25 protein-coding genes and 1 pseudogene are annotated in these 21,751 nt (G+C 41.7%); 8 read left to right on the top strand and 18 right to left on the bottom strand.

All coding sequences use genetic code 11. The annotated features are described in order from the left end of the window. Positions 1-25 precede the first annotated feature (25 nt). Positions 26-2,161: an NHL repeat-containing protein gene (locus tag PN457_RS13225; RefSeq protein WP_271733828.1), complete on the bottom strand. Its 2,136-nt coding sequence runs from the start codon at positions 2,159-2,161 to the stop codon at positions 26-28. 194 nt (positions 2,162-2,355) lie between these two features. Here PN457_RS13225 and PN457_RS13220 point away from each other — a divergent pair, with 194 nt between their 5' ends. The 3 genes from PN457_RS13220 to PN457_RS13210 all read left to right on the top strand — a co-directional run bounded on the left by PN457_RS13220 (position 2,356) and on the right by PN457_RS13210 (position 6,074). Further along, on the top strand, positions 2,356-3,525 hold the full coding sequence (locus PN457_RS13220; protein WP_271733817.1) for a glycosyltransferase family 4 protein: 1,170 nt from the start codon (positions 2,356-2,358) through the stop codon (positions 3,523-3,525). A 92-nt stretch (positions 3,526-3,617) separates the two neighbouring features. After that, positions 3,618-4,748: a glycosyltransferase gene (locus PN457_RS13215; RefSeq protein WP_271733816.1), complete on the top strand. Its 1,131-nt coding sequence runs from the start codon at positions 3,618-3,620 to the stop codon at positions 4,746-4,748. Between the two features lie 174 nt (positions 4,749-4,922). Continuing rightward, positions 4,923-6,074, top strand: a complete 1,152-nt coding sequence (locus tag PN457_RS13210; RefSeq protein ID WP_271733815.1) for a glycosyltransferase family 4 protein — start codon at positions 4,923-4,925, stop codon at positions 6,072-6,074. Positions 6,075-6,169: 95 nt separating this feature from the next. Here PN457_RS13210 and PN457_RS13205 read toward each other — a convergent pair whose 3' ends face one another. Continuing rightward, entirely contained in the window at positions 6,170-6,433 is a 264-nt protein-coding gene (locus PN457_RS13205) for a hypothetical protein (RefSeq protein WP_271733814.1), read from the bottom strand. Between the two features lie 246 nt (positions 6,434-6,679). Continuing rightward, positions 6,680-8,263 (bottom strand): mechanosensitive ion channel family protein, encoded by a 1,584-nt coding sequence (locus PN457_RS13200; protein WP_271733827.1) that lies wholly within the window; start codon positions 8,261-8,263, stop codon positions 6,680-6,682. Positions 8,264-8,704: 441 nt separating this feature from the next. On the opposite strand from PN457_RS13200, the gene ahcY reads away from it, so the two are divergent. After that, complete coding sequence (gene ahcY / locus PN457_RS13195; RefSeq protein WP_271733813.1) at positions 8,705-9,982, top strand: adenosylhomocysteinase; 1,278 nt, start codon at positions 8,705-8,707, stop codon at positions 9,980-9,982. Positions 9,983-10,112: 130 nt separating this feature from the next. On the opposite strand, the gene PN457_RS13190 is transcribed toward ahcY, so the two are convergent. The 5 genes from PN457_RS13190 to PN457_RS13170 form a co-directional block, all read right to left on the bottom strand. Further along, positions 10,113-10,604 carry a helix-turn-helix transcriptional regulator gene (locus PN457_RS13190; protein ID WP_271733811.1) on the bottom strand — a complete coding sequence of 164 codons (492 nt, stop codon included), beginning with the start codon at positions 10,602-10,604 and terminating at the stop codon, positions 10,113-10,115. A 72-nt stretch (positions 10,605-10,676) separates the two neighbouring features. Further along, positions 10,677-10,925, bottom strand: a complete 249-nt coding sequence (locus tag PN457_RS13185; RefSeq protein WP_200987771.1) for a hypothetical protein — start codon at positions 10,923-10,925, stop codon at positions 10,677-10,679. A gap of 69 nt (positions 10,926-10,994) precedes the next feature. Further along, positions 10,995-11,198 (bottom strand): transposase, encoded by a 204-nt coding sequence (locus tag PN457_RS13180; RefSeq protein WP_271733810.1) that lies wholly within the window; start codon positions 11,196-11,198, stop codon positions 10,995-10,997. Further along, positions 11,183-11,380: a transposase gene (locus tag PN457_RS13175; protein ID WP_271733809.1), complete on the bottom strand. Its 198-nt coding sequence runs from the start codon at positions 11,378-11,380 to the stop codon at positions 11,183-11,185. Before PN457_RS13175 ends, PN457_RS13180 begins: the two co-directional genes overlap by 16 nt. Before the next feature lie 444 nt (positions 11,381-11,824). Continuing rightward, positions 11,825-12,283, bottom strand: coding sequence for a hypothetical protein (locus tag PN457_RS13170; protein WP_271733808.1), 459 nt, complete (start codon positions 12,281-12,283; stop codon positions 11,825-11,827). 238 nt (positions 12,284-12,521) lie between these two features. On the opposite strand from PN457_RS13170, the gene PN457_RS13165 reads away from it, so the two are divergent. Beyond that, a complete protein-coding gene (locus PN457_RS13165; protein WP_334310767.1) occupies positions 12,522-12,971 on the top strand; it encodes a type II toxin-antitoxin system RelE/ParE family toxin in 450 nt (149 codons plus the stop codon). Positions 12,972-12,985: 14 nt separating this feature from the next. Then, complete coding sequence (locus tag PN457_RS13160; RefSeq protein WP_229476245.1) at positions 12,986-13,168, top strand: hypothetical protein; 183 nt, start codon at positions 12,986-12,988, stop codon at positions 13,166-13,168. A gap of 144 nt (positions 13,169-13,312) precedes the next feature. Here the strand turns inward: PN457_RS13160 and PN457_RS13155 are convergent, their stop codons facing one another. From PN457_RS13155 to PN457_RS13140, 4 genes are all read right to left on the bottom strand, one after another. After that, a complete protein-coding gene (locus tag PN457_RS13155) occupies positions 13,313-13,831 on the bottom strand; it encodes a helix-turn-helix transcriptional regulator (protein ID WP_334310765.1) in 519 nt (172 codons plus the stop codon). Continuing rightward, positions 13,828-14,280 carry a DUF6932 family protein gene (locus PN457_RS13150; protein WP_271733807.1) on the bottom strand — a complete coding sequence of 151 codons (453 nt, stop codon included), beginning with the start codon at positions 14,278-14,280 and terminating at the stop codon, positions 13,828-13,830. Before PN457_RS13150 ends, PN457_RS13155 begins: the two co-directional genes overlap by 4 nt. A 60-nt stretch (positions 14,281-14,340) precedes the next feature. Next, positions 14,341-14,463, bottom strand: coding sequence for a hypothetical protein (locus PN457_RS13145; protein ID WP_271733806.1), 123 nt, complete (start codon positions 14,461-14,463; stop codon positions 14,341-14,343). 398 nt (positions 14,464-14,861) lie between these two features. After that, positions 14,862-15,578 (bottom strand): cyclase family protein, encoded by a 717-nt coding sequence (locus PN457_RS13140; protein ID WP_271733805.1) that lies wholly within the window; start codon positions 15,576-15,578, stop codon positions 14,862-14,864. 110 nt (positions 15,579-15,688) lie between these two features. On the opposite strand from PN457_RS13140, the gene trxA reads away from it, so the two are divergent. Beyond that, positions 15,689-16,015 carry a thioredoxin gene (gene trxA / locus PN457_RS13135; protein WP_271733804.1) on the top strand — a complete coding sequence of 109 codons (327 nt, stop codon included), beginning with the start codon at positions 15,689-15,691 and terminating at the stop codon, positions 16,013-16,015. A gap of 158 nt (positions 16,016-16,173) precedes the next feature. Here trxA and PN457_RS13130 read toward each other — a convergent pair whose 3' ends face one another. The 5 genes and pseudogenes from PN457_RS13130 to PN457_RS13110 form a co-directional block, all read right to left on the bottom strand. Further along, positions 16,174-17,340 carry a pyridoxal phosphate-dependent aminotransferase gene (locus PN457_RS13130; RefSeq protein ID WP_271733803.1) on the bottom strand — a complete coding sequence of 389 codons (1,167 nt, stop codon included), beginning with the start codon at positions 17,338-17,340 and terminating at the stop codon, positions 16,174-16,176. A 108-nt stretch (positions 17,341-17,448) separates the two neighbouring features. Next, positions 17,449-17,593 (bottom strand): annotated as a pseudogene (locus tag PN457_RS13125) (class I fructose-bisphosphate aldolase); the annotation flags it as partial. Between the two features lie 470 nt (positions 17,594-18,063). Beyond that, positions 18,064-18,366 carry a DUF1816 domain-containing protein gene (locus PN457_RS13120; protein ID WP_271733802.1) on the bottom strand — a complete coding sequence of 101 codons (303 nt, stop codon included), beginning with the start codon at positions 18,364-18,366 and terminating at the stop codon, positions 18,064-18,066. Between the two features lie 251 nt (positions 18,367-18,617). Beyond that, on the bottom strand, positions 18,618-19,586 hold the full coding sequence (gene rlmB, locus PN457_RS13115; RefSeq protein WP_271733800.1) for a 23S rRNA (guanosine(2251)-2'-O)-methyltransferase RlmB: 969 nt from the start codon (positions 19,584-19,586) through the stop codon (positions 18,618-18,620). A gap of 97 nt (positions 19,587-19,683) precedes the next feature. After that, positions 19,684-20,199 carry a Mini-ribonuclease 3 gene (locus tag PN457_RS13110; RefSeq protein ID WP_280805616.1) on the bottom strand — a complete coding sequence of 172 codons (516 nt, stop codon included), beginning with the start codon at positions 20,197-20,199 and terminating at the stop codon, positions 19,684-19,686. Positions 20,200-20,658: 459 nt separating this feature from the next. Here PN457_RS13110 and PN457_RS13105 point away from each other — a divergent pair, with 459 nt between their 5' ends. Then, a complete protein-coding gene (locus PN457_RS13105) occupies positions 20,659-20,928 on the top strand; it encodes a hypothetical protein (protein WP_271733799.1) in 270 nt (89 codons plus the stop codon). Between the two features lie 188 nt (positions 20,929-21,116). Here the strand turns inward: PN457_RS13105 and PN457_RS13100 are convergent, their stop codons facing one another. After that, positions 21,117-21,512 carry an STAS domain-containing protein gene (locus PN457_RS13100; protein ID WP_271733798.1) on the bottom strand — a complete coding sequence of 132 codons (396 nt, stop codon included), beginning with the start codon at positions 21,510-21,512 and terminating at the stop codon, positions 21,117-21,119. Between the last annotated feature and the right edge of the window lie 239 nt (positions 21,513-21,751).

Raw genomic sequence — 21,751 nt, 5'->3', positions numbered from 1 at the left:
CCAGAAACCCATTTAGATGATATAGTTACAGTCTGAAGCGATAGATAATCACTTTACCTTTGGCATTTTCTTCTACAAATAGGAGATACTCACGATTATTTCGTCGCATAGCACGAATCCCATAGGGGATATCAATCCAACCACTTTCCGATGCAACTTCTGGACCGGGTGTTAAGTTTTTCACAAACGCCCCGGTTCTGGCATTATATATATATACTTTTGCGGTTTTACCCGTCACAGCAAAAACATAGTCACCCGTTACACTCATGGCTGAGGTAGAAACTTCACGTTTACCGGTATTATCGTAGGGAACTACTATCCGCCAACGGGGTGTTCTATTTCCCCGACTCCAATTATCAAAACGCACAATCTCAGAACCCACAACTTTAGTATCATCTCCAACCGCTGGATGATCTAGCGTAAAGCCTGATAAATACATGGTATCGGTTTCGGGTAAATACTCAATCCGCCGCAAATCGGTAAACATAGTCGGGGTTGCTTCCTTTTCCATGGATGCGTAGGTATAGATGGGGTTACCATGGTCATCTAGTCCCTGTAAAGGATAGTGTCGGATACCCTCCTTAGTTCGTACGGTTTTCCACACATCCCCTTGAGTATCTACCCACCATCCGCCAATGTAGGGATAATCTTTGGTGTTGTCGTATTCGATGCGATCAAACTTACCGTTATTGTTGCGATCGCGCCAAATCCATTCTCCCTCTTGTGGCTGATCAGGAGGCCAATTTCCCAGAATTGATTTTCCCCCACCCCCACGAGTTCCCACAAACATTCCCGACGGAATCGCGATTTTACCATCCGTCTGAGGATTAAAGCGATAAATTTGCAGAAAACTTTCATACATATCAACCAGGAAAATAAACGGTTTCCCTTGGATACGACGCACCCAAGTAGCATCAGGGGAGGTATGTAACCGTGGATCTTGGGGATATTTGAAAGGATTTAAGGTGTAGGCTTTATAAGTCCATTGCTTACCCGCAGGTTGACTATAATCCATCAAGAATTCTTCTTGTTTGGTAAATAAGCGTACTCCATCACTGGTGGGGTCAGCATCAGCATTATCAACAAACATCAATCCCATTAACTGCCATAATAATTTTCCTGATGATGAAAACTTGCGTAAATCTGTACCTGAGTTGTTAAACCCATTACTATTTACATAGATATTACCTGCAAAATCTGTACCGACTCCCGTCAAACCGTACAGTTTTAAATCTTGGATTTCACCACTAACACCCGCATAAACTCCCCCCGGAGTACCGAAGGTACTCACCAGAACAGGTTGATCTTTAACTTGGTAAATCAGCACTTGCTGACGAGGACCATTTTCTCCTACCAAAATTCGGTTTTGCAGATCAACTGCGATCGCACTGGGTTCTACAATATTGGTTATTTCCTGGGGTAACCGCTTTCCTTCCCGGGAATAATGGACAATTTTAGCGGGATTACTCCCTTGTTTGGTTTTAATAATCCAGAGGTTACCCTGTCTATCAACAGCTATCCCCCCCGGACTACCAACGCTAAAGCTGCGTATTTCCTGCATGGTTTCTGTATTATACACACGCAGACGGTTAGTAGCAGCATCACTAACATATAATTCATTTCCCCTAGTTGCTAATCCAGTAACTGGACTTTGGTTACTGACAATTAACATACTTTTATCCCAGCCACGTCCTTGAGCAAAGGGTGCGGATTTCCCAGATAAGTGGTAGCGTCTGACACAATGCCAAGTTGTCCCTTCTGGGGGATAGTCTTGATCTTTCCTATTCACAAAATCTTGGCGCATGCCAATATAAACATATTTATCATTGGCTGTCACAGCCTGTCCTCCGAGACGACCCCAACCGTGAAGATCCGCCAATCTCCCAATCACATCACCATCTTTGTATATTCCCGCCTCTCTACCTGCTTCATCCCAGAGACTATTAGTATAAACTGTACCATTGGGTGCAACATACATGGCCTGAATATAATTTTGTACCCATTTTTCTCCACCACCAAAGGTATTACCAATCCAAGAGGTTTGATATGTCCGTTGAGGGGTTCTGCTATTAACCTCATGATTGGCAAATACCAGAGAAGTCAAAATTATGACTACAGCTATAATAGATACAAAATTTACCAGTTTAAATCTGTGATACATCATACAGAATTTATATTATATCAATCATTAAATACCTTATTTCATAACAAATAATCCTCATGAAAAAATGAATATTCATGCAAAAAACACATACTTAAAGACTCTATAGATTAGGGGATGAAAATGACTGATTTTCTAGATAATAGCAGGAGATAAGACTAGCATCCATCTAGATCATAGGAGCTAAGTAGTAGGTGGAAAGTAAAAAAGAAAAATTTAAAACAACACCTGCATCTATTCTCACCCTGGGAACAGGTTGGTTTCCTCAAAATCCCGGCGGATTAGAAAGGTACATTTATGAACTAACTCATACATTAGCAGCCAATCAAGACAAAGTGGAACTGTGCGGAGTTGGTCTACCAGAATCTCAACTAAATTTACCCATAAAGTTGACTAACTTAGCCGATCCAAATCAGGGAATCTTGCAACGACTAGGAACTATTCGTAATAACTTTAAAACAACACGAGTTAGTCAACCGGATGCTGTTAATCTGCATTTTGCCTTATATAGCTTTCCAATTTTGGATCTTTTACCCAAAGGCGTACCCATAACTTTTAACTTTCATGGACCATGGGCTTCTGAAAGTCAGGAGGAAACAGTTAGTAATAAATTCAGTTTTTTTGTGAAGCGATGGCTGATAGAACAAGCAACTTATAACCGTTGCGATCGCTTTATTGTTCTCAGTCAAGCATTTGCTAATATTCTACATAGACAATATGAAGTTCCATTAAAGAAAATCCATGTAATCCCCGGTGGAGTTAATATTAATAAATTCCAACCTAAGCTACTGCCAACTGCAGCTCGTCAACAACTCGGCTGGCCAGAGAATCGCCCGATTTTATTTACATCCCGGCGTTTAGTTCATCGCACAGGTGTAGATAAATTATTAGCCGCTATGGCGATTATTAGACCAAAAATACCTGATGTTTGGTTGGCGATCGCAGGTCGGGGTCATATGCAAGAATCTCTAACACAACAAGTTAAAGATTTAGGCTTAGAAAACAACGTCAAATTTTTAGGTTTTCTGCCAGATGAAAAGTTACCTGTAGCTTACCAAGCAGCTAACCTAACTGTTATACCTAGCCAATCTTTTGAAGGATTTGGATTAGCAATTGTGGAATCTTTAGCTTGTGGAACACCAGTTATGTGTACACCCGTGGGTGGTATGCCAGAAATTTTACAACCGTTTTCCCCAGAATTAATTACCACATCTCACACAGCTTCAGCTATTGCTGAAAAATTAGAAGAGATATTACTAGGACAAATATCAACCCCTTCGCGTGAGAGTTGTCTTCAGTATGCTGTCACTAACTTCAATTGGGAAAAAATCGCTCAACAAGTGCGTCAAATTATCTTGGCTTAAAAGCAACAAAAAAATAATAATTGCTGCTGCAAAATCCCTAATTCAAATCACTGTAACCAGAAATCCTTACATACTACACCCCAGAGCGCACCATGGTTGTGAATACTTTACTAGCTAATCAATACTACATCTACATCAAAAAAGGTCAAAAACCAATTCCTTGGGATATATACCAGACCAATCCACCAATTAAATTTAGCTTGGCTGACTATGTTTGTAAAGTATTTCAAGCCATAGAAGAAAATTCGACTCTAACTGGTCTAGTATTTTACGTCACCTGGGATGCAATGGATGAAATCCCCTCCTACGGTGAGAATGTCGTTGTTTTGATCATCGGAGACGAATGGTATCGTATACCAAAATATTGTCATAAAGTAAAAGCTGTATTTAAGTGTATAGGTACCCGCCCCATTTTAGGATGTAATCCTATACTTCAGCCTTCTTGGATCAACTTACTGACATTAATTCAATTTATCAGAATTTTATTTGTTTGCTTACCCGGCTTAGTCAACTATCAATTTCAAAACTTCAAAAGTTGGTTCTTAGGTAAAGGTAAAATAACTCAAATTTATGATATTCCTCTAGGGTATAATAATTCTAAACATTTACCTATCAAGCCTCTCCAAGAACGTCTATATGATACTTACTTTTCTGGTAGTGTTGTCCACGTAAATTATCCGATATGGTGTTTTAAGCGTTGGTTAGGAACTCCCAAAAGTTTAGCACGGAAACTGATGATCTCAAACGTCATCAAATTCCAACGCCAAAACCAAAATTTTAGAGTTGAATTAGGGATTACCGCTGGCTTTCATGACCGAACTAGCCAAGATGAGCGCAGCTATAGTGAAATTATGATGGATACAAAAATATGTCTTGTTCCTAGAGGCACATCTTTTGAAACAACGCGCTTATTTGAAGGGATGAAATATGGTTGTGTCCTAGTCACAGAAGCTTTACCTTCTCGCTGGTATTTAGATGGAGCACCTGTAATTCAAATTAAAGATGGGCGCGAATGGTCAAAAGTCTTAAAACAACTATTACACAATCCACAACTTATGGAAGAAATGCACCAAAAATCGCTAAATTGGTGGCATAATAAATGCTCAGAAACAGTTGTATCAACATACATAGTTGAACAGTTAAATGGTACGATAAAAGTCAATAATTTAGCTGTAGATGTAGTTTCCAGATCCAATTTCTCTATGTCTTTAAATCGGCCTTGAAATTCAAATCAGCCGGAGGTAGTATCGAGCATAAAGATCATACATCTTGTGGGGTGGGCATCTTGCCCGCCCTTGTACCTACTCAGATGAAATGTGCTGTATTTATGTTCTATATCAACTCTAATTGCCGACACAGAAGAGCTTTAATAACTTTATCAATAATCAGATATTTCTATGAAAATTTTATTTTTAGACCAGAGTGGTAAACCTGGCGGTGCAGAACTTTGTCTAATAGATATTGCTAAACCCTATAAACAACAAGCCTTGGTCGGATTGTTCGCAGATGGCCATTTTACAAACTTACTTCAACAGCATCATATCCCTGTAGAAGTTTTCGCCGCTCAAGCAATACCAGTTCATAAACAAAGCAATTTTCTACAAGCTTTGGCTAGTTTCAGACAACTTATACCACTGTTAGCTAAAGTGGTACAAACAGCAAAGAAATATGATCTGATCTACGCCAACACACAAAAAGCCTTAGTTATTGGCGCACTGGCTAGCTTGTTAGCTCGTCGTCCCTTAGTTTATCATTTACACGATATTCTTTCCTCAGAACATTTTAGCCCAACCAACCTGCGGATTGCCGTTACTTTAGCAAATCGTTTGGCCTCATTAGTAATTGCTAATTCCCAAGCTAGTCAAAGGGCATTTATCCAAGCAGGGGGAAACTCAAAACTCACCACAATTGTTTATAATGGGTTTGATAGCGAAAATTATCAAACTTCTGCATCTGAAGTTAAAGAATTACAGCAACGTTTAGGACTAGAGGGAAAATTTATAGTTGGACACTTCAGCCGGCTTGCACCTTGGAAGGGTCAACATATTTTAATTGCTGCTTTGTCTCAATGTCCGCCAGAAGTGTCAGTAATTTTAGTTGGTGATGCTCTGTTTGGTGAACAAGATTATGTCCAAGAACTCCATGCACAAGTCACAAGGTTAGGACTAGAAAACCGGGTTAAATTCTTAGGATTTCGTGGGGATGTCCCCCAGCTAATGGGAGCTTGTCACTTGGTAGCACATACATCAATAGCCCCAGAACCCTTTGGAAGAGTTATTGTTGAGGCTATGTTATGCGGTAGGCCTGTGGTAGCTGCAAAAGCTGGGGGAGCGATGGAATTAATAGAACACGGGGTTAACGGTTTTCTGGTCACACCAGGTTTACCTGAAGAGTTAGCACAAGTGATTAATACCTGTCTTCAAGATACAGAAATCACTACCAATATAGCCAGTTACTCCAGGGAAATCGCTTGTCAGCGTTTTGATATCAAAGCTATTAATCAGCAAATAGCTCAACTATTGTCCCACAGGGTGGGACAATCGGTATAAGCTGTGTAGCCCTGACACTGTTTCGACACATCCCACAAGGTTTGATGATAGTTCAGGGCTAATGAACAGTCCTGTTAAGGGCTGGGGTGATGTTACTACGCCACTTCTCGCATTTGTGAGGGGATGTTTATTTCTGGAAATGGTCGTGAGAGTTGTTCGGATGGTGGCGCTACAGCTTGCTCTAAAACTTGTACTTCGATATTCACACTCACTAAATAACTACCAGTTTCATTACCAACAGCTTCAGCTATTAATTGAGCAATATCCGGACGTTGCGCCGTCAGTGGGTCACGTAAAGTACACCTGTCCCATTCGTGCCGGGCAGTCGGATCGAGGTTGAGAATATAATGCTTGATCATTGGACTAACCCTTAAATCCATCTTCCAGAAGTCTGTTGCAGCAAACCTTTGCTCTTTGTTAGGCAATATTCGCGCTGCAATCTATTATAGTACAAATGTTCTAATTTGTCTCCTATAAGTTTTAGTGATAAAAAGTACTCTTAGCCACAGTTGAATTATTTAATCGCTCACTAATAAATCATATAGGTACAGAAGACTCTGACTCCCCGACTTTTGCAAATAGTCGGGGATCTGTGAATTACTTGATCACTCAGATTTGCCATTGATTTTTGAGTGCGGCAATTCACCTTGATTCAGCCAAATACCTTGTTGAGGTACAGGAATTGACAATCCAGCTTGATCAAAGGCGATTTTTAAGCGCCGACGAAACTCGCGCCCCACATCCCACTGTTTAAGTGGTAGTGTCTTGATCCACACACGAATCATTAAACCGCGATCGCCAAAGTTATCTATTCCTAGAACTTGAGGCATTTCCAGTATTTGAGGTTTCCAGAGAGGATCTTGATTCATCTGCGAGCCTACCTGTTTAATCAACTCCATGGCATCATCAATATTATTTTCATAGGCAACTGGAATAGTTAAATCGGCTCGTGACCAACGGCTAGAAAGATTAGCAACCACTTTAATTTCACTATTGGGAATCGTAATCAAACGCCCTTCGGCATCCCGTAGCTGGGTAACCCGCAGATTGAGATTTTCTACTAATCCTCCTACATCCCCCACAGCAATCACATCACCCAAAGCATACTGGTCTTCAAAAATGATCAGAAAACCGTTAATCGCATCTTTAATTAAGCTTTGGGAAGCTAGAGACACAGCCACACCAATTAAACCCGCACCTGCTAGCAGGGGAACAATATCTATACCCAAGGACAGCAGAGATAGTAAGATGCCGACCACTAACCAAATTCCAGTGATAATGCTTTTAGTCACACCGGAAAATGTAGAAACTCGTAGTTCCATCCGTCTGGAAGCTTCTGTATTTAATAAAACACCAGTGCTGATCAAAGTCGAGGTCAACCGGTCAATCAGCGCATAGGTGAACCGGGTGGCGACATAAACTCCTACTATGATCACGACCAATGCTATAGGAATTTGAGCAGCTGTAATGATACCTACCTGAAATACTCTGGTATAAGGAAATAGACCCAATATGAACAGAAATCCACCAGACCAAATCCCGGTTTGAGTTAATTGAAACAGTCTGGTTTTAACTTCTTGAATATCTCGATCTTGCTGTTCATGTAGTTGGGTGGTTAGCTGTTGAGCATTATCTGCTATGGGTAGGATGGGGTGTTGCGAATGTTCTTTTAAACGGCGTTGAAGGTAATAGACTCCCCCACTCAACGCAATCATTAACACTCCCACCCCAACTGTAACCTTACCTTGATCGATTAAAATTTCAGTTGTGCGCTCTTTACCTGCTCGTTGCAAGGCTTTTTTTAACTCTTCGGTAATTTGAACTGCGGATACAGATGGTTCTTCTCTTCGTAGTCTGGCATCTTCCATTGTCACAGTCATCAGGTATTGACCATTGACATAAATTACTGGTGAGTTATTCAGTATCTCGGTCTCAATGTTAATATTTCGTTCAGAGGAACTTAGGTAATTTTGGCGGATTTGATTGAGATTTTGTTGTATATTCCGGGAACGCTCCGGAAAATTCGTTCTGGTTGCTGCTATTTGAAATACTGGGTAACCATCTAGATAAATCCAGCCAGACACAATTCTATTATCTGCATCACTACCGATTGTACTGGGAGATTGTAGAAAAGGCAAAATGGGGAGTTGAGCGGAGGCTTTTGGTATAGAAACAACAGCGATCGCCATTGAACTGGCAATGGTCACTATCATACCTCTAGCTAAAATCCTTTTGGAGGATACCCCCTTTCTAGGTGTGAGAGAGGCTGGATGAGATAACTTGTTACCTGATTTGTACTTGGCAGCACTGCTGGTATTACTAAGGCGACCTTCGCCTAAAAGTGTCTGTTTATGCTCAAAATTACCAAAATTTGACCATAGGACTTGCTTGGCGATCGCCAAAATTTGAAAGCGCACTCAAATACCTCCCTAAAGTAACAGATGATCTTGATCCACTCCTCACAAAAATTAGGGATGAGGTTAACCTGAAAACCATGCAATGTCAACCTAGAACAAAGTACAATTAACAAGGTTGTTGGTGAATACAAGCCAAAATCATCAGCTGTACAATACCCTAGTAAGGTACGTGATTTTTACGTAACTTTTTTGATTTTTCTGAGGAAATTTTTAATGACTGCAACTTCTCCCCGACTAAAGCACGAGGTTAAAGACCTCGCCCTAGCTCCCTTGGGAAGACAGCGTATTGACTGGGCTGGCCGGGAAATGCCAGTATTAAAGCAGATACGCGATCGCTTTGAGCAAGAAAAGCCCTTTGCTGGTTTACGCCTTGTAGCTTGCGCCCACGTGACCACAGAAACAGCACATTTAGCGATCGCCCTCAAAGCTGGCGGTGCTGATGCAGTTTTAATCGCCAGTAACCCCTTATCAACTCAAGATGACGTAGCAGCTTGCTTAGTCACCGATTACGAAATTCCAGTATTTGCCATTAAAGGCGAAGACGCAGCGACCTATAACCGCCATGTGCAAATCGCCTTAGATCATCGCCCCAACATTATCATTGATGACGGTAGTGATGTAGTAGCCGATTTAGTGCAACACCGTCAACACCAAATTGGCGATTTAATTGGGACAACCGAAGAAACCACCACCGGAATCGTGCGGTTACGCGCCATGTTCAACGATGGCGTTCTCACATTCCCCGCCATGAATGTTAACGACGCTGACACCAAGCACTTCTTCGATAATCGCTATGGTACAGGTCAATCAACCCTAGATGGTATTATCCGGGCGACAAATATCTTATTAGCTGGTAAAACCATCGTAGTTGCTGGTTATGGCTGGTGTGGTAAAGGTACTGCTTTACGGGCCCGTGGTTTAGGCGCTAACGTCATTGTTACCGAAATTGACCCCATCAAAGCCATTGAAGCGGTTATGGATGGTTTCCGGGTATTACCCATGTCCGAAGCAGCGCCCGAAGGCGATTTATTTATTACTGTCACCGGTAATAAACACGTGGTTCGAGGCGAACATTTCGATATCATGAAAGATGGTGCGATCGTTTGTAACTCCGGTCACTTTGATATTGAAATTGACCTCAAATATTTAGCCGGTCAAGCCAAAGAAATTAAAACAGTCCGTCCCTTCACCCAACAGTACATACTCAACAGTGGTAAATCTGTAATTGTCTTAGGTGAAGGTCGTTTAGTTAACCTCGCCGCTGCGGAAGGACACCCCAGCGCCGTTATGGACATGAGTTTTGCTAACCAAGCCTTAGCTTGTGAATACCTGGTGAAGAATCAAGGTAAATTAGAGCCTGGGTTACACTCTATTCCTGTAGAAGTTGATCAAGAAATTGCTCGTTTGAAGTTGCAAGCTATGGGTATTTACATTGATAGCTTAACTCCTGGGCAAGTTGAGTATATCAATTCTTGGCAGTCTGGAACCTAATCTTAATTAACTAGTTGATTTTTGGGGGATGGGCGTTTGTTTTGCTCCTCCCTTTTTTTCGCACCCAGGAGGAAAAGAAGATATGAGTTACACATTGATACCTTGTTTATGAATTGACAAGGCTAAATATTTATTTCTTAGCACAAACAAGATCCTGAAATTTTCTGTGCGTGTCAGAGTCGAGCATTTGCAACTGTTTGACAAGATTTAAACTCTTAGTGGTTTTAGCAATTTCTACCAAAGATTCGTCGATGTGATAGTTCTTGTGTTCAATCAACCAGGTAAGGATATCAAGGAGATACCAGACAGACTGCGACCCTCCGTAGATAGCAGGGGGAGGGTCTGAAATGCTTTTTGATAGTAACTTTTGAATATTTTGTCGAGAGCATCCCAAAAGCTTCGCGACATCTGTTACACCAACAAAATTTGGTGATGCATCCATAATCTCCGCTTGTGGAATAGCCTTTCTGACATTATTTATGGCGCTAGAAATTGCATCATAGGCCGATGGTGCTTCACGAATAAAATCAAGAGCGATAAAACCCTTTGTCCCAGTGCCAATAATAGCATCATCACAGCCCGATTCATAAAGGGCATCGACAAACATACCAGTATCAGTCATAGGATTTGGCAGTTTGAATTTCAGAGTAAATTCATATTCTCGCATCTAATATTACCCTTTCCTCAGAAGTAATCATTTCTTTTCTTGTTGATAAATACACTTATCCACTACTCGACGAATCTGCTTTGCATGGTTAGTAGGATTTCTAGGGGTACTCCAAATACTAGTAATGCAAAATTCCCCACATCTACATTCAGAATCTTTGTAAGGGCAATAGATTTTACCCCAAGCATGAGAGCCACCTTCTTCAACTTTCCAGCCTTGCTCAACAGCATAATTCAACGCTGCTCGTATCTCTTTATGGGGGTGTTTATTTGCCATTACTTAATAGACACTATAATCTTAATTCCTACAGAGTGAATTGTCAACTGACAACTTACTCCGTCCATTTTACAAAAAACCACAGCATATAAACCAACCAAAACTACGCTCGACAACCCAACGCTTTGGTAACAGAACAAAGCCTTTAGTATTAACCGGACGACGTATAACCTCCAAAACCCAGTGATACGTATCCATCACCCATCTCATAAAGCGTTCACCTTGATACCCAGCATCAACCCAAATCAGCACCAATATTATACCGTTTGCCATTTTGGGAAGTCATTTGGCAACATCCGCCATGGACAACCCGCACAGAGAACATAAAATATGGCACTAATCACAGCGCGTAGGTCAACCCGACGGGGACGACACCCCAAATTTATTGGGGGTATCAGCACTGATAGCAATTCCCACTGTTCATCGGTCAAGTCTGTTGGGTATGATTTAGACATGGCTCAAGTAACTCTGTCGCGTTTTTATCTACTGACAGAATATCGTTACTTGAGCTTTTCTTGACTTTCCAAACATCCTCTTAGACCATCAGATTTTCCCCCTCACTTCTGTCAGCAGTCCGTAGTATTGAGCTTTATGAATTTCTCAGCGACATGATTCCACAACCCAAACCCGGTGGTCGCAAGGGTGAAGTCGATATGTGGTCTGTATTGATTTCGGTGGTTGAGCGAAGTCGAAACCACTATCCCCCCAATAATCTCTAAAATCTCTTGCGGTTCTCTTAACCTCACTTCCTCGCCCTTATTATTGTTCCCTTCGACTTCGCTCAGGGAACATATTGATTTCGGTTTCGCTCCTACTATCGAATATTATTTTACCCCACCCTCACCCTCCCCTTGTAAGGCTATTCATTACCCACATTTTTCTTAACAATCTTGGAACATTTATGTGGACACGGTTTCAACGCTTGAAAATTTCCCTACTCTTGACAAAATGTACCTTATTCTTCTTGATAAAACCCTTATTTTCTTGAGAATCATCAACGGAGGATTAAGGTTTGGGGGTTTGCGAGCGATCGCTCTCACGAATGTTAAGAAAGATCCGGGTAATGGATAGGTAGATAGCAGGGGAGGGTCTGAAATGCTTTTTGATAGTAAGTCCTGATTTTGTCGAGAGCATCCCAAAAGCTTCGCGACATCTGTTACACCAACAAAATTGGGTGATACCTCCATAATCTCCGCTTGTGGAATAGCCTTTCTGACATCATTTATGGCGCTAGAAATTGCATCATAGGCCGATGGTGCTTCACGAATAAAATCAAGAGCGATAAAACCCTTTGTCCCAGTGCCAATAATATTCACAGAACACAGAACGTATAAAAATTTAAAAATGAGCAAAGTCATTGATAGGCGTTATATTGACATTGACAACAAGGCAATGTTACATTTGTTGTGTTAACCCATATTTGTCTAGTCAAGTTACAACCCCAGTTGTGCTTGTGACTGGCAAACAAGTAGTTCGTTGAGTTGTTTATCGAGGCTTAGTGCGGCGATGACTTAGTTGATTTCTCCCATTTTGTTCAACACATAAGAATCGGAATCCATAGGATTCGTGTGTCTGAATGTAAACAAGGGAGGAAACATGGTAAATCGCAGCCAACTCAAGAACCGGGGTCAAAACGCAAGTTTTAAGAAAACTAAAAAGTATTCTCAGGTACGATGCTCCTTCCCCACTACGGAACAAACAACGGAATGGTGCATAGAGTATACTGACAAATTTGGTGCGTGGTGGGATACTTTGAGCGAGGAGGAACAAATCGACGTTAAAGCCGTAGTCGGTTTACTTGAAAAGATGGGTCCGATACTTCCCCACCCCTATAGCTCTAAAATCAATGGTTCTCAGGTTTCTCGCCTGCGCGAATTGCGTATTCAGCACACAGGTCGTCCTTTTCGCGTACTTTATGCTTTTGACCCCAACCGTACTGCCATTCTCCTTGTTGGTGGAGATAAGACTGGAGATAATCGGTGGTACGAGAAGAATATTCCTGTAGCAGAGGCGCAGTATGCATCTCATCTGCTTACTTTGAAATAGCGGGATGAACTCTAATGGCTAAATCTTTTAAAATACTTCAAGCGAAAATGTCACCAGAAGCTCGCAAAAGAGCCGAGCAGAAGACGCAAGAACTTCTACAAGAAATAGAAAAACTCGCTTCAGAAACAGCATCCGCTTCCGAGGACAATCAGGAATCTTCCGGTAGACCACCACCGTCAACACCGGGGGACGCATAATTGTGTTTTGAGATTCAGGTGTCGAAACGTCTATTAATAAACTAGCATTGCGACCAAAATGCTGCTTATATCGGTTTTCTGTTCAGGTGCTACTAATTCCCCATCATATAATTTTGAACTTATTAATTAAAATGTCAACCATACTTATGAGGCTTTAGTTTTAATATTCATTTTTTCTTTGCGCCATTTATCCACGCTTTTTTTAACTGCTTCTATTTGCGCAAAATCTACTTGCACAGTTGCCGTTTCAAATTCGACACCCAAAGCGGTGCTGACTTCGAGAATTTCTACAAAACTGGCACATTGATAATCTGTATCCTCATATTCCTTGACTCTTTGTTCAGCAATTCCTAATCTATCAGCAAGTTCTCGCTGAGTAATTTTGGCTGCTAACCGAACTTTAATTAAAGCATCTGGCAGTTTATTTAAAGAATCAACTTGAATTTTTAAAGGTTTACTGGTGTCGCAATTAATCAGTCTTTCGTATTCGGTGATTTCTGACTTTAACTCGTCAACTTGACTCTGATATGAATCTCTGTGAAGTTTCCACCGTTTTGGTTCTGCCTTCAATTGTTCATTGTCATCCAATTCCGCTATAGACTGTTCAAAGCGTTGCAACCAAGCTAAGGAATTTTGATACTGTTGCTCATTTTTGATCATCATGGTTTCCACCTTTGTAAATCTATAGCAATAATTCCTTTGCGCGTATTCGTCCTGGTATCAAATTGAAAAAAATCTATGTAGGCTGTACCGGAATCATTAGCTGGATAATTTGACGGAAAAATTTCACCCTTGTACTTAATTTTTTGTTCGGCACGCCGCAGCGCAAAATTAAATAAACTAGGAGCAATCAATTCTAGGTAGTTTATATCAACTCCATTATCCTCCCAACAGGCATCAAAGTCTCCTGGTTGTGGTTTACTGGTAACGAAACTACCATCAATATAAATAGTTCTACAGCCTGCTGCTTTTAGTTGCGTCATTGCCAGTTCAAGACCGTCTATCATGCGCTGTCTAATCAAATTTGTCCCAAATATTTCTAAAAAGTCCGACCATTCTGCCCAATGCACCCCTGATGGTAAATTACCATTTACGTCAAATTCTGGAATCATTTCTCACACCCTAACACAACTTTATTATCCAGTTAGGAGTGTCCCATAATTCTTTAAAAATCACACTTCAAAGCAAAACTCCGCACAAGGACTAAAGTAATTGAGGAGTAGTGAGAAATCCGGGTTACGCCTATCACCTGCATCCTTGAGAACCACTACAGCACCACAGAGGTTGAAATGCACTGCGTTCTCCTCATCGACATCGACCCCCAAGCATCCTTAACCAAATTCATGGGGGGTAGTGCCATCTCAGTTACAAAAAACCATTGCTGATGCCATTATCGATGTCTAAGTCCTCAAGGCGATCGCTCTAGCTATGTGAGAAAATATGACCAAGGAAAGCCAACATCTTCAGAAATCACAAATAAACCCAGTGTTTCACCCAGGTAATGCATGGGGAAAACACGGTTATTTGGCAATTTGGCACACATACCGGTTTTCAAAGTGGTATCTTTTGATTGTGCAAGGGGTGTAGCAGGAGTAGTCGAGATTAATCAATCTGGACTGCTCCTGCAGTTTTATTTACAGGTTCTAAATTATGACCATTCAGGTCATAGAAGTAAAAACCACGAATTCCCATTCTATGGGACTAAAGCTAACACCCCCACAGGAGAACCCGAACCATCCCGCAACCTCAACACACCAATGATTAAAGTAGTACCCTTTGGTGGTAAGTGCTGTAAGTTGGTGAGATTTTCCAAAATAATCCTCTGCTGTGCCAATACCAGACGGTTAATATTAAAGCTGTTATCTTGTCCAGGGTCTACCCCATGGGTATCAGTTCCTAAACCAGCAATTTGTCTTTGTTCTAACAGAAACTCAGTTGCATCATAGCTAAAACCGGGAAAGTGCATATTTCCTTGAGGATCTTGGTTAAAAAATTGCTTTTTATCTAACCATTTATTTTCCCAGCCAGTATGAAGCAATACTAAACTACCAGGAGGAATTTCACCATTTTTTTTCTCCCAAGCCAAAACATCAGCAACAGTCAAGGCGTAATCAGGATTTAACTTTGCATCTGCGCAGATGTGGATAACTACCGCAGGTAACACTAGGGACTCAGCGGGGTATTGGTCAATTCCCACACTATGAGGATAAAAACTTTTGGGTGCATTAATGTGAGTAGCACTGTGTTCTCCTATGGTGAAACGCCGTAGGTAATAGCCATCCTCTGGGATGTTGGCGACGGTGGTAAATTCCACTGGGGGATCACCTGGCCATTGGGGAATGTCTATGTCAATTATATGACTTAGATGTATTACCTGTGAGTAAGTTATAGTCTTTTGATTTTGTTTCATATATGAAAATAGAAAGCCAGTCATAGATGATGGTTTCTTGACTCGCAACAAAGTAGTATAGTTTTTACAGTTACGTTTTTACTCTCAGTTTTAATAGGAGACTTTAATTAATGTCCACTGATACAGTTGCTTATGTTGAAGGTAGTGAATTTGATACTCTTTTAGGTACTGAAAAAGTTGTTGTTGTTGATTTCACTGCTACTTGGTGCGGTCCTTGTCGTATTATCGCTCCCTTAATGGAACAACTCGCTGAGGAATATCAGGGTCGCCTTCAGGTGGTAAAGGTAGATGTTGACAATAACAAGCCAATTTTTAAAAGGTTTGGTCTGCGTAGCATTCCAGCAGTTTTAATGTTCAAGGATGGTGAGTTAGCAGAAACTATTGTGGGAGTTTCCCCTTATGAAGAGTTTACTGCTGCTGTTAACAAGTTGCTTTAGGTGGTTCAGGGTTAAGATTTACTGGTAATTTATAAGACTTCAAATTAATTGATTTGAGGTAGCGCCAGTATTTAAAATAGCCTAAATTATATGTCAATTTTTGACCTTACTCCCGCCAAACTTGTGAGGTAGACTGAGGAGTAAGGTTATACGGTTGATTAAACCAGGGAACTCACAAATTTCTCCAACCTGTCCATTCCTTTTTGGATCGTGTCCATATCCGTGGCGTAGGACAAACGAATGTTTTGATCAGCACCAAAGGCAATACCTGGAATGACAGCCACTTGCTGTGTTTCTAAGAGGGCGTTAGAGAATTCCAGGGAGTTAAGACCTGTTTTACTGATATCAGGAAACAAGTAAAAAGCACCGTCTGGTTTACTACAACTCAATCCCGGAATAGCGTTGAGTCTGTCCAACATTACCTGTCGCCGCTGGGCGAATGCTTGGCGCATGGATTCTACACAGTCTTGAGAGCTTTCTAAAGCTGCGATCCCTCCATATTGAGCAAAAGTACACACATTAGATGTACTATGTCCCTGAATAGAAATAGCAGATCGAATAATCTCCACAGGTCCTGCTAAATAACCCAGTCGCCAACCAGTCATAGAATAAGCTTTAGCAAACCCGTTACTAATCAAGGTGCGCTCAAAGATGGCTTCCCCTAGGGAACCAATGCTGATATGTTCTGCGCCGTCGTAGAGAATCTTTTCGTAAATCTCATCAGACACTACATAAATATCTGCATCCACTATCACTTGGGCCAGTGCTTTAATCTCATCTGGGGTGTAGACCATCCCAGTAGGATTAGATGGAGAGTTAAGAATAAATAACTTAGTTTTGGGTGTAATTGCTTGACGTAGTTGTTCAGGGGTAACTTTATAATCCGTCGTCGCATCTGTGGTGAGAATTACTGACTTCCCACCAGTCAAGGTTACCATTTCTGGATAACTTAGCCAATAGGGGGCACCGAATATTACCTCATCCCCCGGATTAATCAGGGCTAACATCAGGTTAAATAAAGAATGTTTACCACCGTTGGTGACAATCACATTCTCCGACTGATAATTCAGACCGTTGTCGGTTTTCAGCTTCTGGGCGATCGCTTCCCTTAACTTTGGTTCTCCAGCTGCTGGGCCATACTTGGTTTTACCTGAATCCAAGGCTTTGGCTGCTGCGGCTTTGATGTGGGCCGGAGTGTCAAAATCTGGTTCACCAGCGCTGAAACTACAAACGTCTATTCCTTCAGCCTTCATGGCCTTAGCTTTAGCTGCGATCGCTAAGGTCAAAGAAGGGGTCACCTTACTTACTCGTTCTGCCAGCTTCATGCTTAATTTATTTGGCAATTCTCTCACTTATCTAAGGATATCTTAGAATAATTACCAAGAGTTATCTTTTTATAATTCCTCAGCAAGTCTAAAAGGCAAATTGTTGTACTACACTATGGTCACATCTGGGGACGTGTAAACATCCACTAATGGGGTTAAACACTTTCACACCTTCCCCAAAGATCCCCTGGAAGGTTTTCCGACCGGAAATTAACCCAGTATCGCCGGTCTGCTGATTAATCACCGCTGTGCGATCGCGATTCGCTATTATTCTCATGAAAAAACCACAGATAAACTTAGATGTATTCCTCATGGGAAGGCATTCCATCTTTGACAATGGCTCTACAACTACGTTTATCTGTGATTACAAGTAATAATTAGGATTCTTGCCATAATTCTATTTTAGATTTTTCACCATGCAAGTCATATACCGAAAGACACAAATTCCGGCGTTGTCGAATCCGAATCTGCTATATCAAACCTAGACAAAACTAGACTACCACTATCATTGCTTGGTTTGCCCGTCGGCAATGGTCTTAATTCAATAGTTCATATCTGACGATTATATATCAGGTAGTTGATTTTTTAACTCAAGAGAAATTAACTTTTGTCTATATAAGTATAGGTTTGTTTATAAAATTGTCAGCTTAGGAATAGCTCAAATACCAAAAGCATAGTTCCCAGAGGAACCGACTGAGAACCATGATAGCCCTTGAATTTTGATTATATCTGACCGCTAAAGACAGGCTTTACTTTGCGGTCAATCCTTTCCCCCAAGTCTTCAGCAATTGTTAAAGTACCGGGTTTACACCGCTTGACATTCACAAGTATTCCTTGTGCCCCTTCAACCTCCAAATCTTCTACATAGCCCTTGATTGCCACTTTAGCATCAGCAGAATTCAAAAATGGACCGAAGTAGTAGGTACACCGGGGATTTTGCGTCACAATTTCCACCCACCAGGCTAGACCCATGTTGTGGAACTGATTAGTTAATGATTCCTTCAGGTTATTCCAAATTGTTTGCATAGTTGTAGCCGATTTATCAATGTGGTACTGAATATTAAAGGAAAGGATATGGTACTGATCTTGCTTTTACATTATGTTAATATTCTACATATATTGTAGTAAAAGTCCAGATGAAGAGAAGCTATTTGTGACTCTATGAACACCTGACTCTCTCATCAACCTGCGTTTGCATCAGTCCCATCTATTTTCGTTATCACCTGGCTTTTATCCCCATCTAGCATTCCTATGGGTGGAAACTTACCCCTTTTTTTTTAAAGGGGTTTTTGTAATTTATCTAGGTACAAAGTGTTTAATGACCTTTGGCGATAGATTTCGTAAAGCGCCATACCAGCGGCTACTGAGGCGTTGAGACTAGGGGTTTTGCCTAAAAGGGGTATTGAAACCAAGACATCGCAGGAGCGCTGCGTGAGCATACTCAGCCCTTCGCCTTCCGAACCAATAACTAAAACGATAGGTCCAGTAAATTTAACTGTATGCAGGGGTTCACTGGCTGTGCTAGCAGTACCATAAATCCAGAATCCCGCCTCTTTTAATTCTTCTAAGGCACGACTGAGATTAACTACTCTAGCTACAGAAAAGTTTTCTAAAGCACCTGCGGCCACTTTGACCACAGTAGAAGTAATTCCTGATGCCCTTCTTTGAGGGATCACCAAACCCTGAGCGCCTATGGCTTCGGCTGTGCGAATAATTGCTCCCAAATTATGGGGGTCAGTAATTCCCTCAGCCACGACAATTACAGGATCCGTTACAGATTTCGCTTGTGCAATTAAATCAGGTAACTCAATATATGCGTGGGGGGCTACTTGCGCCGCAATACCTTGGTGATTGGCCTGATCGGTGATTTGGTCTAAGCGTCTTGGCTCTACTTCATCAATGACTGTGCCATTTTCCTTCGCTTGCAAGAGCAAATGATGAAAGCGGTGGTCGTAACGTAAACGAGTAGTAATCCAGATGCGGTTCAGTCCCCGTTCACTTTCCAAAGCAGTCAAAACTGGATGGCGACCGTAGATGAGATCACTATTTTCTGGCGATTGTGCTACTGGGGATGAATGGGTATTAATGGGATGTTGGCTTGTGCTTCTGGAGACAGGTTTTTTATCCCTGTCACTCAGGCGGGGACTGCGCACTGAACTAGTAATAACACGCTTCCCCTTTAATTTTATAGGTTTGATGCGATTCGCTTCGCTAGGAGTCTGGACTTTCCTGGGTTTGTTAGCCATATAAGTTTTGGGTATAGTTTATGAGTGGGAGATTGGGGTTCTTTGAATTTAGTCAACCCCAAGTGCTGACTTTCCTATCTTGAGACTGAGTCGCTGACTATTTCTCTAGATGGAGTTTTTGCAACAATTCGGTTAATCGGGGGAAATCCGTAAGATAAAGGTAGCCAATTAAAGTTTCTAAACTTGTTGCTTGTTGATAAATTTGGGGTTCAACCCGCTTAGTCCGTCCTGAAGCAGCATTACGGCCTCGACGGACGATTTCTAATTCGGCTGGACTCAGATGCGGAGTCAGCGATCGCAAATGTAGCGCTTGTGTTTCAGCTCTTACCTGTGCTACCACCAAACAGTGGTAGGTTTTGGTCTGTTGCACTGGCAACAGATAGAACATCCTAACATACAATTCATAAATTGCATCACCTATATAGGCCAAGGCCAAAGGCGACATTTGTTGTATTTGTGACTGAGAAAGCACAGGTAGTGTCCCGGTGGTAGCCAACAGTGCTTGATGCCAAGACGAACTGGGCGGGGGGGGTTCATTTTTCCCTTCTAATAGCTCTTGTCCCTGTGATGTCACAAATTCATCATTCCTCAACGGGCTATAGTTAGCAGGCATCTTCAACAGAGCTTTCATAGATTGATGACTTCTGAAGCCAGCCATGTTGGTACACCGAACATAAAAGAGACTGTCAAATATTACCGACTAATTGTAACCTTTTTGATCGACACTTGATTTTGAGTATTAATGTATTTTATCAAACTATTGGGCTATTATTAGGCATCTCAAAGTGACGATACCACCTGTCATGTCTTCCAAGGTTGACACCCAGTGACATACTCCCCTAACTGAATTTCTTTGAGAAATTGAGTGTAGGCTTCTCACCCAATCCAGCTATTGCTATGGCTAGGCCTCCCATAGACTGGGTGGCGATGGGCTTTGTTTTAAGTCCACTTAATGCCCTACTGCCGAATGTAAATTTCTTACCTTCCTACAAATTTCACGGCCCACCGATGATATGCTGGCTTCTTCGCGAGCTGATGACCACCCCGGAGACGACTTAATATTAATCAAGATGTGCCTACTGACTTCTACTGTGTGGAATACAGTCGCTTACCAATAATCGCAATGCTAGTGGACAGAGGCTGCTCAGACACCGATGGGGGTGAGGTCTACCCGACTTATTCTATCAAATTTATGGGCGCAAACAAAATATTTTGCTCATTTCCTCCATATCCTGTGATCTGGCTTCCGGCATTAGTTCACAGGGGTGTCGTCAACTCCTGTGTAACTGAGTGCGATCGCCTTCCTGACGGTAGCCCAGAGGCTTCTTGCTGTTTTAGCTAATTTTTAAACCTCTCTCACCAGGAGAGAGGTTATGTTTGAGCTTCGGTAAATTACCCACACTCTCCTGTAGGTAAGTGTAGGCTGCCGGTTTCATCGACAGACACCTTTCTAGCTTGGGATTTTTCGGTCTTACTCCGCATCAAATCGACGATATCGGCATTTCCCCGGACTCTATAAAGCGATCAAGATTACTTGATGTTTTCTAAAGCCGTATCAACTGAAGTTTGCAGGGCTAGAAACTTTTCCAAGCGAACCAGCTTGACCGTTTGAGTTACTCGGGCATTTGTCACAATTTGCAAAGTACCGCCGGCGGTTTGAGCTTGTTTAGCCAGTTGCACCAGAGCGCCCAAACCGGAGCTATCAACAAAGTCAATTTGTGAGAGATCCAGAATAATGTGCTTTGGACCATCATCAATTTTAGTGCCCAGTACTTTGCGAAACGTCGGCTCAGAAAATGCGTCTAACAAACCTGTGAGGCGGAATAGCTGACAGTTATCCCGGACTTCGCGAGTGCCTCTCAGGCTCACGGTTAGATTCAGTGATTCAGCAATAATTCCCTCCTCATGGTTAAAGTGAACGCTCAAGTATAGATGGTTTTAGCGCAAGTTGTCTACAACTTGTCCAGATAGGGGAAGTCAGGGGATGAGTAGATACTCCATTAATAACTTCTGTGGTTATTCTGCTGCTAGATAAAACCTAGACAAAGCTAGACTTTACTTTCTACTTCAACGGGAGCATGGGAGCGGTTATCCCTTAGTAGACTTGCACGCCTTAGCCAGACGCGATATTTCTCTTAAGATTTACAAGAAAGACTACCGCTATC

Origin of the sequence: Anabaenopsis arnoldii (assembly GCF_028331025.1) — a bacterium.
GTDB lineage: Bacteria > Cyanobacteriota > Cyanobacteriia > Cyanobacteriales > Nostocaceae > Anabaenopsis > Anabaenopsis arnoldii.
This window is presented reverse-complemented; position numbering and strand designations above follow the sequence as displayed.

Coding starts and splice junctions, on each gene's coding strand:
- PN457_RS13150 (WP_271733807.1), bottom strand. CDS start 14,280: ATGATTCCAGAATTTGACGTAAATGGTAATTTACCATCAGGGGTGCAT.
- PN457_RS13185 (WP_200987771.1), bottom strand. CDS start 10,925: ATGGCAAATAAACACCCCCATAAAGAGATACGAGCAGCGTTGAATTAT.
- PN457_RS13140 (WP_271733805.1), bottom strand. CDS start 15,578: ATGAAACAAAATCAAAAGACTATAACTTACTCACAGGTAATACATCTA.
- PN457_RS13175 (WP_271733809.1), bottom strand. CDS start 11,380: ATGTCTAAATCATACCCAACAGACTTGACCGATGAACAGTGGGAATTG.
- PN457_RS13155 (WP_334310765.1), bottom strand. CDS start 13,831: ATGATGATCAAAAATGAGCAACAGTATCAAAATTCCTTAGCTTGGTTG.
- PN457_RS13170 (WP_271733808.1), bottom strand. CDS start 12,283: ATGACTTTGCTCATTTTTAAATTTTTATACGTTCTGTGTTCTGTGAAT.
- PN457_RS13130 (WP_271733803.1), bottom strand. CDS start 17,340: ATGAAGCTGGCAGAACGAGTAAGTAAGGTGACCCCTTCTTTGACCTTA.
- PN457_RS13205 (WP_271733814.1), bottom strand. CDS start 6,433: ATGATCAAGCATTATATTCTCAACCTCGATCCGACTGCCCGGCACGAA.
- PN457_RS13165 (WP_334310767.1), top strand. CDS start 12,522: ATGGTAAATCGCAGCCAACTCAAGAACCGGGGTCAAAACGCAAGTTTT.
- PN457_RS13215 (WP_271733816.1), top strand. CDS start 3,618: ATGGTTGTGAATACTTTACTAGCTAATCAATACTACATCTACATCAAA.
- PN457_RS13110 (WP_280805616.1), bottom strand. CDS start 20,199: ATGCCTGCTAACTATAGCCCGTTGAGGAATGATGAATTTGTGACATCA.
- PN457_RS13120 (WP_271733802.1), bottom strand. CDS start 18,366: ATGCAAACAATTTGGAATAACCTGAAGGAATCATTAACTAATCAGTTC.
- PN457_RS13180 (WP_271733810.1), bottom strand. CDS start 11,198: ATGGCAAACGGTATAATATTGGTGCTGATTTGGGTTGATGCTGGGTAT.
- PN457_RS13190 (WP_271733811.1), bottom strand. CDS start 10,604: ATGACTGATACTGGTATGTTTGTCGATGCCCTTTATGAATCGGGCTGT.
- ahcY (WP_271733813.1), top strand. CDS start 8,705: ATGACTGCAACTTCTCCCCGACTAAAGCACGAGGTTAAAGACCTCGCC.
- rlmB (WP_271733800.1), bottom strand. CDS start 19,586: ATGGCTAACAAACCCAGGAAAGTCCAGACTCCTAGCGAAGCGAATCGC.
- PN457_RS13160 (WP_229476245.1), top strand. CDS start 12,986: ATGGCTAAATCTTTTAAAATACTTCAAGCGAAAATGTCACCAGAAGCT.
- trxA (WP_271733804.1), top strand. CDS start 15,689: ATGTCCACTGATACAGTTGCTTATGTTGAAGGTAGTGAATTTGATACT.
- PN457_RS13210 (WP_271733815.1), top strand. CDS start 4,923: ATGAAAATTTTATTTTTAGACCAGAGTGGTAAACCTGGCGGTGCAGAA.
- PN457_RS13225 (WP_271733828.1), bottom strand. CDS start 2,161: ATGTATCACAGATTTAAACTGGTAAATTTTGTATCTATTATAGCTGTA.
- PN457_RS13200 (WP_271733827.1), bottom strand. CDS start 8,263: ATGGCGATCGCTGTTGTTTCTATACCAAAAGCCTCCGCTCAACTCCCC.